This is a genomic window from Pseudomonas sp. NPDC089752 (genome assembly GCF_044748725.1).
Classification (GTDB): domain Bacteria; phylum Pseudomonadota; class Gammaproteobacteria; order Pseudomonadales; family Pseudomonadaceae; genus Aquipseudomonas.
Genome location: NZ_JBIVGP010000008.1, coordinates 63,359 through 81,771, shown reverse-complemented (window position 1 = coordinate 81,771; position 18,413 = coordinate 63,359). Strand labels below are relative to the sequence as shown.

Below are 18,413 nucleotides of genomic sequence, written 5' to 3'. Positions count from 1 at the left end.
AGGGCAGCCCACCCTGTAGGAGCGGATTTATCCGCGAAGCAGGCGCTGCGGCGCATGGCACCGGCTTTGCCGGTGTTCGCGGCTGAAGCCGCTCCCACAGGTGGGCTCGCTGAATTAATAAGGTCGCGTAGAATCAATCCCGCGCCAATGCCTCTATCGGGTCCAGCCGCGCCGCATTCCTTGCCGGCACAAAACCAAATACCACGCCAATCAACGTCGAACAAGCAAACGCCATCACGATCGACCCCGGCGAAAACACCATCTCCCACTGCTTCACGAACAGCTCGAACAGCGAGCCGATGCCATACGACAAGGCAATCCCCACCACTCCACCAAACAGGCAGACCATCACCGCCTCGACCAGAAACTGCTGGCGAATGTCCGACTGCCGCGCCCCCACCGCCATGCGAATGCCGATCTCACGGGTACGCTCGGTTACCGACACCAGCATGATGTTCATCACCCCGATGCCGCCCACCACCAGCGAAATCACCGCGATCAGCGACAACAGCAGGGTCAGCGAGCGGCTGGTCTTCTGCACCGTCTGCATGATGCTGTCGAGGTTGTTGGTGAAGAAGTCCTTGGTGCCGTGGCGCTGCAACATCAGCTTGGTCACCTCCTCCTCCACCCGTTTGCTCGGCACGCCGTCCTTGATACGCACGCTGATGCTGTCCAGATGGCGCTGACCGAGCACCCGGCCCGCCGCGGTCTCATAGGGCACCCAGATGTTCAGCTGGTTGCTGGCGACGAACAGGTTCTTGTTTTCGGCGGTGACGCCGATCACCGTGCATGGCAGGTTGCCGACCAGGATCACCTGGCCCAGCGGATCGACGCTCTGCCCGAACAGGCGCTTGCGCGTGTTGTGGTCGATCACCACCACCTGTGCCTGGCGCCGGGCGTCGTCGGCGCTGAACACGATGCCCGAGGCCAAGGGTATGTTGCGCACCTGGAAATAATGTTCGCTGACGCCGTTGAGTTGCACGTCGACATCCAGGTTGCGATAGCGCACCAGAGTACTCTGGCCGATCACCGGGGTGGCGCTGTCGACGTAATACAGCTCGTTGAGCGCTGCGACATCGGCCGGCAGCAGGGTTTCGATGGTCTTGGCCCGGCTGTCACCGAAGTTGCTGCCGGAATAGATGTCGATGGTATTGCTGCCAATCGCCTGAATGTCCTTGAGCACATAGCCTTTGGCGCCTTCACCAATGGCCGAGATCGACACCACCGAGGTAATGCCGATGACGATCCCGAGCATGGTCAGCAAGGTGCGCATGCGGTGCGATATCAGGGCGATCCAGGCCATCTTGAAGGCTTCGCGGAACATCCCCAGGCTGGCCACCAATCGCCGTGCGGCAGGAGCTTGTGGCTCGGGTTCGGCGCTTGGTTTGGGTAGCGCTTCGGCGGCGTTGCGTCGGTCGCTGACGATCTGACCGTCGCTGACCTCGATGATGCGCTGGGCATGGGCCGCGACCTTCGGGTCGTGGGTCACCAGAATCACGGTGTGCCCGGCGGCGTGCAGTTCCAGGAGGATGTTCATCACTTCCTTGCCGCTGGCGGTGTCCAGTGCGCCGGTGGGCTCGTCGGCGAGGATCACCTGCCCGCCGTTCATCAAGGCGCGGCAGATACTCACTCGCTGCTGCTGGCCACCGGACAACTGGCTGGGCCGGTGTTCGAGGTGGCCGGCCAGGCCCAGGCGCGTCAGCAATTCGCGCGCCCGGCCATGGCGCAGGGCTTGTGGGGTACCGGCGTACACCGCTGGTATTTCCACGTTGTGCAGGGCATCCAGGTGGGGCAGCAGATGGTAGCGCTGGAAGATGAAGCCGAAATGGTCGCGGCGCAATGCGGCCAGGGCGTCGTCATCCAGCTCGCGGGTTTCCTGGCCGCCCACCTGATAGCTGCCGCTGCTGGCGTTGTCCAGGCAACCGAGAATGTTCATCAGGGTCGACTTGCCCGAGCCGGAGGCACCGATGATCGCCACCAGCTCGCCGCTGTGGATTTCCAGATCGATGCCCTTGAGTGCGAGAAACTCACGGTCGCCGGCCATGAAGCTGCGGCTGACGCCCCGCAAGCGCAGCAAGGCGTCGCCATGGCTGCTGGCCACTGACAGGTGTGGCGCAAGCTCGACATTCATGTTCATGCTCACGCCCCTGCTTCGCCGGACACCGGCTCGCCGATCACCACCCGGTCGCCTTCAGCCAAGCCGTCCTTGATCTGCACCTTGACGTTGTTGTTGATACCGGTCCGCACGTTGCGCACCTGGGCAAAGCCCTTGGCATCGAGCACCCGCACCGGGAAGCTGCCGTCACCGTTGCGCAGGCCCAGCGCCGCTACCGGCACAGTCAGCACGCCATCGGCGGTGTCGAGGACGATATGCACCTGCGCGGTCATCGAGATGCGCAGGCGGTGCTCGGGGTTGGGCACCTCGAACAGCGCGTTGTAGAACACCGCGCCATTGGGCTTGGCGCTGCTGCCATCGGACTTGTCGCTGCTTTGCGCATAGTTCTGCGGCGCAGGCTCAGTGCCGCGCAGCTTGGCGTAGTAGCGCTTGTCCTCGCCAAGGATGGTGAAGTACACCTCCTGGCCCGGCGTGATATGGATAACGTCGGCTTCCGACACTTGCGCCTTGACGGTCATGGTGTCGAGGTTGGCCAGCTTGAGCAGCACCGGGGCCAGCTGGTTGGCGATCACGGTTTGCCCTTGCTGGGTGACGATGCCGACCACATGGCCGGTGATGGGTGCATTGATGCGGGTGTAGCCGAGGTTGACCCGGGCGGTGTCGATTTCGACCCGCGCGCTCTGGATCTGAGCGTCGAGCGAACGCACCGCGGCTTGCTGCACTTCGTATTCCGACTCGGCATTCTCGAAGTCCTGGCGCGACACCGATTCGTCGGCTTGCAGCTCACGGTAGCGCTCGTACACTCGCCTGGCCTGCTTGAGCTGGGCCAGGGTCGAATGCCTCTCGGCCTGCAACTTCTTTTCGTCGACCTCGCGCTGGCGCAAGGTATTGCGCAGCACCAAAGGGTCGATCTCGGCCAACCACTGGCCCTGCTCGACCTTGTCGCCGAGCTTGACCTTGAGCGACTTCAACTGCCCTGAAACCTGGGCGCCGACATCCACCTGCTTGATGCCTTCGAGGGTGCCGGTGGCCAGCACAGCGTTTTCGATGTCGCCCTTTTCAACAGTGGCGGTAATGTAGCGCGGTGCTTTGGCCGGAGCCTGAATGGCGTACAACGCGATCCCCGCGACCAGGGCCACGGCGACGCCGAGGCTGTATTTACGAAATCTGGACTTGTCCATGAACACTCACTTTCCCATGATTACTCGGTGACTTTGTCCAGCTGCAACGCCTGACCGTCATGCCACCACGCCGCCAGGCTGAACACATCCGGCACCTTGAGGATGCTGAAGTGGTTGCCCGGCCCCTGCCACAACGCCAGTTGCGGCATCAATCGTTGCCAGCCGGCCTGCATCGTCGCCTGTTCCCGGCGGTTGCCCGCCGCGTCGAGGCAGGGATCGTCAACCAGCACCAGGCCGACCGGGCCGCTGTATCCCAGCGTTGGCCGATAGCGCGTGCGTAGCGCCGTGGCAAAGGTACGTACCGTGCCTTCCAGGGCTTTGGGCGCAGAGCGCGCCGGCATCAGCCCCACCCGCACCATCGCCCCATGCAGCTGGCGTAGCTGCTCGTCATCGCTGGCCAGCGCGAAGGCCAGCGGCTCGATGCCCAAAGCCTTGCCGGTCGACAGTTGCAAGGCGTCGATCAGCCGCTGCAGCGCTTCACCGAAGGTGTAAGGTTGGCCACAGGTACCGCCCTCGCCGGGTGCCTCGCTGTCGATCAGGGTCAATGAGCGAACCTGACGCCCCTTGGCCTCGAATCGGGCCGCCAGGGCATGCGCCACCCAGCCACCGAACGAATGGCCGACCAGGTTCAGCGGCCCCTGCGGATACAGCGCTTCGATGGCCTGCAGATGGCAATCGGCAGCGGCTTCGACCGAGGCATGAGGTACCGAGCCGCCATCCAGGCCTCGAGCCTGCAGCCCATACAGTGGCCAGCTCGGCCCCAGTGCTTCGGCCAAACCAATGAAGCTGGTAACGCTGTCACCCGCCCCTGGTACGCAGAACAGCGGTGCATGGCCTGGCTGGCCGGTCTGGATGGCGATCAGCGGCTGGTAAGTTGCGGTTGGATTGGCCGGCATGGACGATACGCTGTGAAGGGCGCTAACGATGGCCGCGCCAACCGATGCAACATGGGGTGCCTGCATCATGCTGCGGTGGTCACCGGGCACTGGGACCTCGACCACCGTCTGAGCAGGCAACGATTCGCTCCAGCCCAGGCTCGAGAGCCCCTCGCAAGCGTGCTCCGCCCGGAACAGATGCACCGGCACATGCAATGGCGCCAGACGGTAGTGGGCCATGGCATACCCATGGGCCAGCTCGCGGGTGAAGTAGTGATGCAGCTGTTGGTCGCTCATGCTGGACCACAAACCATAGAGCAGATCGTGCTCACGGCAACTGGCCAGCAGTGTGGCGAAATCGGCCTGTTCGGCTTCCAGCCGTTGCAAGTGCGCCAAACGCGCGTGGCCAGCGTCGCCTTGCGTTTCCCAGAACGCACTGCAGTTGAGCAGCAGCTGCCGCTCCAGCGCACGTGGCCCATGCCAGCGTGCCTTGCCCTGATCGGCCAGGCGCGGCACATACGTGTCGATCAGGCCGAGGAACTCCACTGTCTGGTCCGCGCCCAGCAGCTGATTGGCCATCTCGAAAGCCAGCACACCGCCGAACGACCACCCCGCCAGGCGATAAGGGCCATGGGGCTGGACCTTGCGCAGCTGGTCGATCTGGTAGCGAGCCAGGCATTCCAGCGTGCGCGGTTGAGGTTCGCCACAGGGCACCCCCGGGAGGCCGTACACCGGGAAGTCACCCGGCAGGTGCTGCCCCAGCACCGGGAAGTAGAAGTCGAGGCCGCTGAACTCATGCACCAGGAACAACGCAGGTTGGCTGCCTGTGGCCCGGACGGTGATGACGGTCTGGGCGTAAGCACTGCGATTGGCATCCAGCAAGCGCGCCAATGCGGCCACACTGGGTTGCTGGAACACATCGTTGATGGCCGCCTGCAGACCGGCTTTGGTGAGCTTGTCGATCAAACGGATGGCTGCGAGCGAATGGCCGCCCAGTTCGAAGAAGTTGTCATGGCGGCCTATCCGTTCCACGCCCAGCAGTTCGGCCCAGAGGGCGGCCAGCAAGGTTTCGGTCTCGCCTTGCGGGGCCTCGAACGGACGGTCCTGGATGGCGTCGGCTTCCGGCAGTGCCTTGCGGTCGAGCTTGCCGTTGGGGCTCAAAGGCAGCGCTTCGAGGTGCATGAACAGCGCGGGCACCATGAACTCGGGCAGGTGTGCAAGCAACAGCGAGCGCAAGGTTTCCGTGGCTTGCGATTCACCGGTGTAGTACGCGACCAAGCGTTGATCGCGCGCCACCACCACGGCTTCCTTGATTCCATCGATGGCCGTCAGGCCGGCCTGAATCTCGCCGAGCTCGATACGCAGGCCACGGATTTTCACCTGGTCGTCGTTACGGCCCAGGTATTCGAGGTTGCCGTCGGCCAGATGACGAGCGAGGTCGCCCGTGCGGTACAGACGGGCGCCCGCTCTAGTGCTGAACGGGTCTTCGATGAAGCGTTCGGCGGTCAGTTCGGCGCGGTTGAGGTAGCCTCGGGCGACCTGCACGCCGCCGATGAACAACTCGCCCGCCACGCCCTGCGGCACCGGCTGGCCTTGGCCATCGAGGACGTACAGCGTGGTGTTGGCGATGGGTTTGCCGATCGGGGTGTTGTCCGGTGCCGTGACGCAATGCCAGGCACTGACATCCACCGCGGCTTCGGTCGGGCCGTACAAGTTGTGCAGTTCGACCGTTGGCAGTTGCGTGTGGAAGCGCCGGACCAGGCTGCCTGGCAGCGCCTCACCGCTGCACAGCACGCGCTTGAGGCGGTCAGCGCTTGCTTCACCGTGCGCCAGGAACACATCCAGCATCGATGGCACAAAATGCAAGGTGGTGACGCCTTCCCTGCGGATCACCTCGCGCAGGTATTGCGGATCACGATGCCCGCCAGGGCGCGCCATGACCAGGCGCGCGCCGGTTTGCAGGGGCCAGAGGAATTCCCACACCGACACGTCGAAGCTGAACGGGGTCTTCTGCAGCACCACGTCGTCGGCACCGAGGCCGTAGGCGTCCTGCATCCACAGCAGGCGGTTGACCACCCCGGCATGCTCGTTCATCACGCCTTTGGGCAACCCGGTCGAACCGGAGGTGTAGATCACGTAGGCCAGATGACGCGGCGTCAGACTCGCAACGACCGGGTTAGTCGCGGGTTGCTCGCCCCAGGACGGCTGGTCCAGATTAATGACGAGGCCATTTTCCGGTACATGATGCGTCGCGGCCTGCACCAGCACCGCCACCGGCGCACTGTCGCTCAGCATGTGCCGCACGCGTTCGGCCGGGTAGTCCGGATCGACCGGCACATAAGCACCGCCCGCTTTCAGAATGGCCAGCAGCCCGACCACCATCGACAGCCCACGCTCGACGCAGATCGCCACGCGATCATCCGGTTTGACCCCCAAACTGATCAGGTGATGTGCCAAGCGGTTGGCTTGCGCGTTGAGCTCCAGATAGCTCAACGCGCCTTCTTCAGCCAACACCGCCACTGCAGCAGGCGTCCGCTCGACCTGTACTTCAATCAGCCCATGCAGGGTTTGCTCAAGGTCATAAGCCACCGCCGTATCGTTGAAGGCCAGCAGCAGCCGCTTGCGTTCATCCGCGTCTGGCAAGCCGATGTGGCCAGGAATGACCTGGGCACCTTCGGCAAAGGCCCACAGTATTTGTTCCAGGTACCCCGAATACCGCTCGATAGTCGACCTGTTGAACAATGCAGTGGCATACACGATGCCGCCGGCAAACCCGTCCACCCCCTCGCCCATGCTCAAGCTCAAGTCGAACTTGGCGATCCGCGCCTGCCCACCCAACGGGGTCATCGTCAGTTCACCCAACTCCAAGGCCTGCCGATCCGGGCTGCCCTCCCAGTCCAGCGACACCTGGTACAACGGCGTATGGGCCAAGCTGCGCTGCGGGCGCAGGGCCTCGACCACTTGCTCGAAGGGCAGGTCCTGATGTGCCTGAGCGGCCAGCACCGTTGCCTTGACTTGTGCCAGCAACGTCGTGACATCAGGTGCCCCCGACGTATCCACGCGCACGGCGATTGAGTTGACGAACATGCCGATCAACCCGTCCACCTCGGCCTGGCGACGGTTGGCCAGCGGCGAGCCGACCACCACCTCATCCTGGCCTGCCAGCCGCGCCAACAGCACCGCCCAGGCGGCCATGAACAGCATGTACGGGGTGACCCCCTGCGCCCGGCACAGGGCCTTGAGCTCGACGCTCAAGCGCGGGTCGAGGCTGATCGCGACACTGTCGCCGGCATGCTGTTGACGCTCAGGCCGTGGCCGGTCCCATGGCAAGCTGATCAGCGCCGGCGCCCCGGCCAGGTTGGCAATCCAGTATTCGGCCTGGCGCTGCAACGTCTCGCTGCCGAGCCATTGGCGCTGCCACAGGGCATAGTCCAGGTACTGCACGGGCAATGGCACCAAGGGGTCAGTGCGATCATTGCTGAACGCCTCGTACAAGGCAGCCAGCTCCCGCACCAATACCCCCAACGACCAGCCGTCGGCCACCAGATGGTGCAGGTTCAGCAACAGTACGTGGCTCTGCGGCGCCAGGCGCAGCAGACGACCTCGGATCGGCAGGTCTTGAGCCAAGTTAAAAGGCCGAGCGGCTTCTTGTTCAACCAGCACAGCCAGAGCCTGCTCATCCAGGCCAGGCACCTCCACCTGGGCCAGCTTGAACACGTCATTGCTCACGACCACCTGCGCCTCACCATCCTCCTCGATGAAGTGGCTGCGCAGGCTCTCATGGCGTTCCACCAGGCGCCCTAACGCCCGCTCCAGCGCCTTGGCATCCAACGCCCCCTCCAGACGTAGGCCGATGGGGATGTGATAAGCCGCGCTATCCGGGGCCATCCGTGCCAGGAACCACAGCCGTTGCTGGGCGAACGACAGTGGCAAGCGCCCAACCCGCACGCTCGGCTGAATGGCCGGCAGCGCCTGGGCGGGAGGGCTGGCCAGGCTGGCGGCGACGGCGGCAAGGCAATCGTCGGCGAACAGGTCGGCCAACGCCAACTCCAGGCCCAACCGCTGACGGACCTGGGCCAGCATGCGCATGGCCAGCAGCGAGTGGCCGCCCAATTCGAAAAAGCGGTCATCGCGCCCGACCCGCTCCACCTGCAGCAACTCGCTCCACAGCTGAGCCAGCACCTGCTCCTGATGACCTTCGGGAGCCTCGTAGGCAGCTGTAGCGAAATCTTCCGGCCCTGGCAGCGGCAGTGCTTTGCGCTCGACCTTGCCGTTGTTGCTCAGCGGCATGCGCTGCAGCGCAACGAAGGCCGCCGGCACCATGTACTCAGGCAGACGACCGCGCAAATAGCTGCGCAGGTCGCCTGCATGCAGCGCCTCATCCAGGCGGGTGAACCAGGCCACCAGGCGCAAAGGCCCCTGCTCGGCTGGCACGGCCATGACGATGACCTCACCGATACCGGGGCACTGGGCCAATTGCTGCTGGATTTCACCCAGTTCGATGCGGAATCCGCGAATCTTGACCTGGTCGTCATTTCGTCCCAGGCACTCCAGCTGGCCATCGGCCTGCCAGCGCACCAGGTCGCCGGTGCGGTACAGCCTGGCACCGGGCTGTGCGCTGAACGGGTCGTCGACGAAGCGTTCGGCCGTCAGCTCGGGGCGATTGAGGTACCCCAGGGCCACACCATCACCGCCGATGTACAGTTCACCCACCGCGCCCAGAGGCACCAATTGCCGGAGGGCATCGAGGACATAGACCTGGGTATTGCCGATAGGCTTGCCAATCGGCACGTGGCTGGCGTTGGCCGGCAACTCGCGCACTTCGAAGGTGACAGCGAAGGTGGTGGTTTCAGTTGGCCCGTAGCCATTGATCAGGCGCAGGGCTGGCGCCCGCTCCAGCAGCGTACGGAAGGCCGCCGGCTCGGCGCGCTCGCCACCGCTGATGAGCAGGCGCAGCCCCGCCAATGCCTCGGGCAGCAGTTGCACATACTGGTTGAACAGCGCCGTGGTCAGGAACAGCACACTGATGCCTTGCTCCACCAGCGCAGCGGCGAAGCGCTGGGGATCGACCAGCGTCGCGTGGTCGATGACCCGCACCTGGCCGCCGTTGAGCAACGCGCCCCAGACCTCCAAGGTACTGGCATCGAATGCCGGGTTCGAGGCGAAGGCGATACGGTCGTGCTCGGTGAAGTCGGCGTAACCGTTGGCCAGCACCAGGCGCGAGATGCCTCGGTGTGGCACGCATACTCCTTTGGGCATGCCGGTAGTCCCCGAGGTGTACATCACATAGGCGCTGCTGCCCGCGTCCTGGGGCAGCCCAGGGTTGTGGCTGGGCTGCTCGTCAAGCATCAGCTGATCATCGAGGTCGATGCGCCGCACCGGAAAGTCTGCGGCCGTGTCGGACAGCGTCAGCAACACCGTGGCCTGGCAATCCTCGACCATGAATGCCTGACGCTCGACTGGGGCATGAATGTCCAGGGGCACATACACCGCCGCGCACTTGAGCACCGCCAGTTGTGCCACCAGCAGCGGCAGCGAACGTGGCAGCAGGAGCGCGACGCTGGCGCCCGGCACCACGCCCTCGGCTATCAGGTAATGGGCCAGGCGGTTGGCGCACGCGTTGAGCTCGCCATAGCTCAACGTCTGCTGGCCGTGCACCGCCGCCAGTGCCAGAGGGTGGCGAGCGACGCGCTGTTCGAACAGGCGCTGCACGCACTGCTCGCGGGGGTAGTCACGGCGGGTTGCGTTGAACGTGTGCAGCAGCGTCTGGCGCTCTTCGTCGCCAACCAGGTCGATTTGCTCAAGGTTTGCCTGGTCGTTGTCGACCATCCCCCACAACAGGGTTTCGAAATACCCGAGGTAACGGCGCACGGTACTTTCATCGAACAGTGCCGTGGCGTATTCAAGGCTGCCGGCCAGCGCATCGCCCTGTTCGCCCAGGTTGAGCGTGAGGTCGAACTTGGCCACCTGGCCGGCAAGCGGCACGGCTTCGAGCTGCAGGCCTTGCAGTTGCAGGGCCGGGCCGTGGGTGGCCTGCCAGTTCAGGGTGGTCTGGAACAACGGCGTGTGCGCAAGGCTACGTAGCGGGCGTACGAGCTCGACCACTTGTTCGAATGGCAAGTCCTGATGGGCCTGGGCCTCCAGCACGCGGGTCTTGACCTGCTCGAGCACGGCCTGAGCGGTTGGCGCAGACTGCGTGTCGATACGGATGGCCAGGGTATTGACGAACAACCCCACCAGCGCTTCGAGTTCGGCGCGACCACGACCAGCCACAGGGCAGCCGATGACCACGTCAGCTTGCCCGCTGAGCCGCCCCAGCAGCACCGCCCAGGCGCCGAGCACGGTCATGTACAGCGTGACCCCGTGGCGCTGGGCCAGGTTGCGCAGGCCCGCAGCCAGTCGCGGGTCCAGCTGCAGGGGCAGGCTCGCTCCGGTGAAGTCCTGGCGCTCAGGGCGTGGTCGGTCGCTGGGTAGCTTGAGCACGTTCGGCGCACCCTCCAGCGTCTGGCGCCAGTACTCGGCCTGGCGCTGCAGCTGCTCACCGGCCAGCCAGCGGCGTTGCCATACGGCGTAATCGCCGTACTGGATCGCCAATGACGGCAATGGATCTTCCAGGCCTTGGCACAGGGCCGGGTACAACGTGCCTAGCTCCTGGGTCAGCACACCGAGCGACCAGCCGTCGGCGACGATGTGATGCACCGTGAGTGCCAGGACATGGTGCTCAGCGCCCAGACGCAGCAATCGCGCCCGCAGCAGTGGCCCGTGCGCCAGGTCAAACGGTCCACTGGCTTCTTCATGCAGCCGTGCGGGCAGGCGCTCGGCGCTTGAATCTTCGCGCTGGAACCAATTGCCTGCGACGGTGGCGGCGATGATCACCTCTGCACTGTCCTCACGCGGCACGAAGCGGCTACGCAGGGTTTCATGGCGTTCGACAATGCGCAGCAAGGCACACTCCAGCGCATCGGCATCCAGCGGCCCGCGCAAGCCCAGGGCCAAGGGTACGTTGTAGGCCTGGTTGCCGCCCTCCATCTGCGCCAGGAACCATAGCCGCTGCTGGGCGAACGACATCGGCAAGGGTTGCTCGCGCGGCACCGGCAGGATTGCCGGCAGTTCGCTGCGTGCGGCCGTGGCCAGCACCGCGGCCACGGCCGCCAGCTCGGCATTGGCGAACAGCGCGGCCAGCGTCAGCTCCACGCCCAGCTGCAGACGCACCTGCGAAACCACGCGCATGGCCAAAAGGGAATGGCCGCCAAGGGTGAAGAAGTGATCGCGCCGACCAACCCGTTCGACGTGCAGCAGTTCGGCCCAGATTTGCGCCAGCGCGTTTTCCAGTTCGCCTTCGGGGGGCTCGTAGCCCCTCTCGAACAAGGCCGAACGCTCGGGCTTTGGCAACGCTCGGCGGTCGAGTTTGCCATTGGCAGTGAGGGGCAAGGCCGCCAATTCCACAAAGGCAACCGGCACCATGTATTCCGGCAGGTGAGCCTGCAACTGAGCGCGCAAGGCATCCGGGGTTGCGGCTTCGACATCTGGCTGGGGCGTGAAGTAGGCCACCAGACGCGGCTGGCCCGGCTGATCTTCGCGGGCCAGCACCACGGCTTCTTGAATGCCAGGCAAGGTGGCGAGTCGGCTCTCGATTTCGCCCAGTTCGATGCGCACGCCGCGGATCTTTACCTGGTCATCGTTGCGACCCAGATAGTCCAGGGTGCCGTCGGCCAGCCAGCGCACCAGGTCGCCGGTGCGGTACATGCGCGACCCGGTCGTCGCTGCGAAAGGGTCGTCGAGGAAGCGTTCGGCTGTAAGGTCAGGGCGATTCAGGTAGCCGCGAGCGACCCCTGCCCCGCCAATGTACAGCTCGCCCGGCACTCCCAGCGCCACGGGCTGAAGCCGTTCATCGAGCACATACAGGCGCGCGTTGTCCACCGGCCGGCCGATGTGCAGCACCCCGCCTGCCTCGACCCCGCCGGAACTGGCCACCACGGTGGTTTCCGTCGGGCCATAGTTGTTGATCACGGCAAAGCGCTGGGTGCGGTTGAACTGGCGCAGGCGATCGCCGCCGATCAGCAGGGTGCGCAGGGTCGGGTGGTCGATCTGATGGCTGAAGGCATATTCGGCTACGGGCGTGGGCAGGAAGCTCACATCCAGTGGCTGCGCACGCCACCAGGCCAGCATCGCATCGAGGTCGTCACTGCCTTCGCTGGCCGGGGCCAGGTGCAGCGTGGCGCCGGCGCACAGTGCAGGCCAGACTTCCCAGGCCATGGCATCGAAGCCAAAACCGGCCAGGCATGAGGTGTGGCGGCCATGACACAGGTCGAAGGCGCGGCAGTGCCAGTCGATCAGATTATTGACGGTCTGGTGCTCGACCATCACGCCCTTGGGCTGGCCGGTCGAGCCGGAGGTGTAGATCACGTAGGCCAGGTGGCGGGCGGTGAGCTCGGGCAACGCCGGATTGTCATTGCGTACAGGCCATTCAGGCTGGTCGAGCAGCAGCACCGGCACCTGCATGGACCCCAGGCGACCACGCAAGGCGTGCTGGGTCAGTACCGCCACTGGCGCGCTGTCGCTGAGCAGGTAGTGCACCCGTTCATCCGGGTGAGCCGGGTCAACCGGCACATAGCCGGCGCCGGCCTTGAGCACCGCCAGTAAACCGACCAGTGCCTCAAGCCCGCGTCGCGCGACTACTGCAACGCGGTCGTCAGCGCCGACGCCGAGAGCGATCAAGTGATGGGCCAGCGCATTGGCCCGGCGGTTCAGGTCGGCGTAGGTCAGGGATTCGCCCGCATAGGTGGCGGCGATAGCGTGTGGGTGCACGTCGGCCTGCCGCTCGATGCGTTGATGCAGTGTCAGGCGGGTTTCAGCGGGGGCCGAGTAGTTATTGAAACCTTCCAGCAGCTCCTCACGCTCACCGGCGGGTAGCATGTCGACCGCCAGCACTTGCGCATCCGGCGCTTGCAGCAGGCCCTCCAAGGTTCGCTGCAGATAGGCGCAGACACGTTGCGCCGGGACTTCTTCGCTGGCCAGCAAGGTCAGGCGGAACGTTTCGCCCAGGTCATCGACGCTGAGGGTCAGCGGGTAATTGGTGGCCTCGGCCGACTCGACGATATCGATACCGGCCAAAGCCGCACGGCGTGGCGCGTCAGCATTGATCACACTGTGGCGATAATTGAGCAGCGCATTGAACAAAGGCGCCGGGGCCGCCACGCCACTGCAGCGTTGCGCCAGTGCCAGCGGGGCATGCTCGTGGCGCATCAGGGCGCTGAGGCGCTGGTGGGTGGCACGGATCGCGGTCGGCAGGTCGACACCGTGCAAGTCGACGCGCAGCGGCAAGGTGTTGATGAAAATGCCCAGCGCCCGGTCGGTGGCTTCGGCGCCTTGCAGGCGGCCCATCAGCACCGTGCCAAACACCACCTCGGAGCGCCCCGTCAGGCCGCCCAGCACCCGGCCCCAGGCCAGGTGAAACAGGCTGGCGACACTGACGCCCTGCCCCCGCGCACACGCCCGCAGGCGCTGGCAAAGATCGAGTGGCAGGTCGAGTGCGTGCTCGGTGTGCACGGCACCATCGCCCTGTACGTCCTGGATGCCATAGGCCAGGGTTGGCTCGTCGATGTCGCCGAGCATCTCGCGGAAAAACCCTTCGTGCTGCGCTTCGCTGATGCCCAGCACCGCCTGCGCGACGTAGTTGCGGAACGGCACAGGGCTTCCCAGGTGCCGCTCTTCCCCAGTCAGGAACGCGATCAGTTCATGGCGGACCACGTCCAGGGCACTGTGATCCATGGCGATATGGTGGAACTGCAGAGTTGCACTCAGCTTGCCATCGGCCTGCGCTGGCTCTCGCAGCAGGCGGATCAGCGGGGCTTGAGTCAGATCGATCCAGGTACGCTTCGGATCATCCTCGGGCAGCTCCAGCAACTGCAGTTCGGCCTGCCGCCAGACCACCTGCACCGGAGTTTCCAAGTTTTGCCAGTGCACCGAGGTGCGCAGGATGTCGTGACGGGCGACCACGCCGCGCAGGGCATCGGCGAACGCCTGCAGGCGCGCCTCGCTGGCGAACACGAAGCGCGCCTGCATTACGTAGGGGTCGTGGTCAGTGGCACTGGCGTGATGGAACAACATGCCCTGCTGCAAGGGTGCCAGGGGGTAGATGTCCTGCACATTGGCAGCGCCGCCGGGGATGCAGGCGATGATACGGTCGAGGCTGTCCTGGTCGAGGTCAATCAGGTTGAGCAGCTGCGGGGTGATTCGTTGACAGCCCGGCTCGATCAAGTTATCCGGCACTTGCACCGCACCCTGCTGCACGGCGACATACTCACCGCGCTCGATCATCGCCACCAGCACAGGCTTGTGCTCACGCAGGCGTGCCACCAAGGCGGCGTCAGTCAGCGCCTTGCGGTTGCCCTGGACCACCAGCTGGCCGTCCTTGAGTGCCAGCTGCACATTGTTGGCCGTCAGTGTTGCGAGTAATTGGTTGATGCTCACAGGACGATCTCCATGCTGTCTGTGATGGCTGCATAGCCGGCCAGGGTCGGTTGCTCGAAGAGAGCCCGCACGTCGGCTTCCAGGCCTTGCTCGCGCAGGCGCGAAGTGAGGGTCACCGCCAGCAGCGAATGGCCGCCCAGTTCGAAGAAGTTGTCATGGCGGCCTATCCGTTCCACGCCCAGCAGTTCGGCCCAGAGGGCGGCCAGCAAGGTTTCGGTCTCGCCTTGCGGGGCCTCGAACGGACGGTCCTGGATGGCGTCGGGTTCAGGCAGTGCCTTGCGGTCGAGCTTGCCGTTGGGGCTCAAAGGCAACGCTTCGAGATGCATGAACAGCGCGGGCACCATGAACTCGGGCAGGTGTGCGAGCAACAGCGAGCGCAAGATTTCCGTGGCTTGCGGCTCCCCGGTGTAGTACGCGACCAGGCGTTGATCGCGCGCCACCACCACGGCTTCCTTGATCCCATCGATAGCCGTCAGGCCGGCCTGAATCTCGCCCAGCTCGATACGCAGGCCGCGGATTTTCACCTGGTCGTCGTTACGACCCAGGTATTCGATGTTGCCGTCGGCCAGATGGCGGGCCAGGTCACCGGTGCGGTACAACCGGGCGCCCGCTCTAGTGCTGAACGGGTCTTCGATGAAGCGTTCGGCGGTCAGTTCGGCGCGGTTGAGGTAGCCTCGGGCGACCTGCACGCCGCCGATGAACAACTCGCCCGCCACGCCCTGCGGCACCGGCTGGCCTTGGCCATCGAGGACGTACAGCGTGGTGTTGGCGATGGGTTTGCCGATCGGGGTGTTGTCCGGTGCCGTGACGCAATGCCAGGCACTGACATCCACCGCGGCTTCGGTCGGGCCGTACAAGTTGTGCAGTTCGACCGTTGGCAGTTGCGTGTGGAAGCGCCGGACCAGGCTGCCTGGCAGGGCCTCGCCACTGCACAGCACGCGTTTGAGGCGGTCAGCGCTTGCTTCACCGTGCGCCAGGAACACATCCAGCATCGATGGCACAAAATGCAAGGTGGTGACGCCTTCACGGCGGATCACCTCGCGCAGGTATTGCGGATCACGATGCCCGCCAGGGCGTGCCATGATCAGGCGCGCACCGGTTTGCAGGGGCCAGAGGAACTCCCACACCGAGACATCGAAGCTGAACGGGGTTTTCTGCAGCACCACGTCGTCGGCACCGAGGCCGTAGGCGTCCTGCATCCACAGCAGGCGGTTGACCACCCCGGCATGCTCGTTCATCACACCCTTTGGCAGGCCGGTCGAACCGGAGGTGTAGATCACGTAGGCCAGATGACGCGGCGTCAGATCCGTAACGACCGGGTTAGTCGCGGGTTGCTCGCCCCAGGACGGCTGGTCCAGATCGATGACGTGCCCGCTTTCCGGCACATGGCGGGTTGCGGCCTGTACCAGCACCGCCACTGGTGCGCTGTCGCTCAGCATGTGCCGCACGCGTTCGGCCGGGTAGTCCGGATCGACCGGCACATACGCACCGCCCGCTTTCAGGATGGCCAGCAGCCCGACCACCATGGACAGCCCACGTTCGACGCAGATCGCCACGCGATCATCGGGTTTGACCCCCAAACTGATCAGGTGATGTGCCAAGCGGTTGGCTTGCGCGTTGAGCTCCAGATAGCTCAACGCGCCCTCTTCAGCCCGCACCGCCACAGCCTCCGGCGTACGCTCGACCTGTGCTTCAATCAGCCCATGCAGGGTTTGCTCAAGGTCGTAACCGACCGCCGTATCGTTAAAGTCCACCAGCACACGCTGGCGTTCCTCTCGCTCCAGCACTGGCAGCCGCTGCAACGGCAGCTCCGGCTCATACTCCAGGGCCGTGACCATGGCCTCCAGCACCTGGTTCATCTGCCCGCAGATCCGCGCCGCGCCAATGTCCGCGGGTGTCATGGCTACCAGACGGAAGCCATCACCCAAGTCGTCCACGTTCAACCCCAGCGGATAATTGCTGCGCTCCTGGCTTTCGAGGATGTCGATTCCCTCGCTGGCTTGGCGCTGGCTGGCACTGGCCTGGGTGCTGTGGCGATAGTTGAGCATCGCGCTGAACAGGGGCAGTGGCGCCGCCACGCCGCTGCAACGCTGGGCCAGGGCCAGGGAGGCATGCTCGTGGGCGAGCAGTGCACTGAGGCGCTGGTGGGTCGCATGGGCCGCTTCGCGCAAGCTGACATCGCCCAGGTCCACCCGCAGCGGCAAGGTATTGATGAACATGCCCAGCGCCCGCTCGGCGCCCTCACCGCCCTGCAGGCGGCCAAGCAATACGGTGCCGAACACCACGCTGTCCTTGCCACTGGCGGCTGCCAGCAGGCGCGCCCAGGCGAGATGGAACAGGCTGGCGACGCTGATGCCCAGTTGCCGCCCTCGTTGGCGCAGGCGCTGGGCCAGGTCGTCGCCCAGCCACAGTTGGGCCTCTTCGATGTCGCGGCCATCGCCTTGCACATCGCGCAGGCCGAACGGCAGCGTCGGCTCATCGATGTCGGCCAGCTGCGCACGGAAGAACGCCTCGTGCTCGGCCTGGCTGACGCCCAGCCGTGCCTGGGTCACATAATTGCGATAAGGCACGGGGGCGTGAGCCGGTTCGGTATTGTTCTGCAAGTAACCGATCAGTTCTTCGCCGACCACTTCCATGGCGGTGTGGTCGAGGACGATGTGATGGAACTGCAAGGTGGCTTCGATGCCCGCTTCGGCCTGGAAGTAGAACAGCCGGATCAGCGGGGCCTGGCCAAGGTCGAGGCGGTGACTGCCTTGCCCTTCGAAGACAGCCAGCGGCGCGCTGCGCCAAACCACTTGCACCGGCTGTGGCAGGCCTTCCCAGAATACAGCGGTACGCAGCACATCGTGGCGAGCGATGACCTTGTCCAGCGCGGCAGCGAAGTTGTCCAGGTGCTCGCGGCTGGCGAAGGCGAAGCGCGATTGCAGCACGTAAGGGTCATGCTCCACAGCACTCACGTGGTGGTACAGAATGCCCTCCTGCAGCGGTGCCAGCGGGTAGATGTCCTGCACGTTGGCAGCCCCACCTGGGACCTTGGCGACGATCCCTGCGATGTGGTGCGGCTCCAGCACCACCAGCGGCAACATGGCCGGGGTGATGTGCGTGCAGCCGGCAGGGATCAGGTTGTCCGGCACCACCACTTGGCGTGCCTTGCCCAGTGTCGCCGCCAGCGCGGCAATGGTCGGCTGGCCGAACAGCGTGCGCACATCGACCTGGAGGCCCTCTCGACGCAGGCGCGCCGTGAGGTTCACGGCCAGCAGCGAATGGCCGCCCAATTCGAAGAAGTTGTCATGCCGGCCTACCTGCGCCACGCCGAGCATGTCCGCCCAGACCTGCGCCAACGCGGTTTCCACTGTGCCTTGCGGGGCAACGTAGGCCTGGCTGGCGAATTGCTCTGGGTCCGGGTCCGGCAAGGCCTTGCGGTCGAGCTTGCCATGCAGGGTCAGTGGCAAGGCATCCAGCTGAATGAACGCCTGGGGCACCAAGTGTGCTGGCAAACTCGCCTGCAGCGCCTCGCGCAATGCCTCCTTAAGTACGTCCCCGGTATACCAGGCCAACAAGCGCTCATTACGCACAAGCACCACGGCATCACGGACACCCGGCTGCTCGGCCAGTACAGCCTCGATTTCGCCCAGTTCTACACGCACCCCTCGGATCTTCACCTGGTCGTCGTTACGGCCCAGGTAATCGAGGAAGCCGTCGGCATTCCAGCGCACCAGATCGCCGCTGCGGTACATCCGTGCATGTGGACGATCGCTGAAGGGATCG

General features: G+C 64.9%; 4 protein-coding genes (1 of these 4 cut by a window edge). All 4 read right to left on the bottom strand.

Annotated elements, in window-relative coordinates; genetic code table 11:
* Window positions 1–133 precede the first annotated feature (133 nt).
* Tightly spaced (at most 20 nt apart), the 4 genes in view from ACIPZF_RS15100 to ACIPZF_RS15085 form a layout consistent with a single transcriptional unit that may run on beyond the window.
* On the bottom strand, window positions 134–2,137 hold the full coding sequence (locus tag ACIPZF_RS15100; protein WP_400800695.1) for a MacB family efflux pump subunit: 2,004 nt from the start codon (window positions 2,135–2,137) through the stop codon (window positions 134–136).
* A 2-nt stretch (window positions 2,138–2,139) separates the two neighbouring features.
* Window positions 2,140–3,297: a macrolide transporter subunit MacA gene (macA, locus tag ACIPZF_RS15095; protein ID WP_400800693.1), complete on the bottom strand. Its 1,158-nt coding sequence runs from the start codon at window positions 3,295–3,297 to the stop codon at window positions 2,140–2,142.
* A 20-nt stretch (window positions 3,298–3,317) separates the two neighbouring features.
* Entirely contained in the window at window positions 3,318–14,645 is an 11,328-nt protein-coding gene (locus ACIPZF_RS15090) for an amino acid adenylation domain-containing protein (protein ID WP_400800691.1), read from the bottom strand.
* Window positions 14,642–18,413 carry the final stretch of a non-ribosomal peptide synthase/polyketide synthase gene (locus ACIPZF_RS15085; RefSeq protein ID WP_400800688.1) on the bottom strand. It continues 18,491 nt past the right edge of the window, so the window shows 3,772 of its 22,263 coding nt (coding positions 18,492–22,263); its start codon lies off the right edge, out of view; its stop codon occupies window positions 14,642–14,644. The genes ACIPZF_RS15090 and ACIPZF_RS15085 overlap by 4 nt, the downstream gene beginning before the upstream one ends.

Excerpts from the sequence above, each read along its gene's own strand:
- ACIPZF_RS15100 (WP_400800695.1), bottom strand. The coding sequence starts at position 2,137 with ATGAACATGAATGTCGAGCTTGCGCCACACCTGTCAGTGGCCAGCAGC.
- macA (WP_400800693.1), bottom strand. The coding sequence starts at position 3,297 with ATGGACAAGTCCAGATTTCGTAAATACAGCCTCGGCGTCGCCGTGGCC.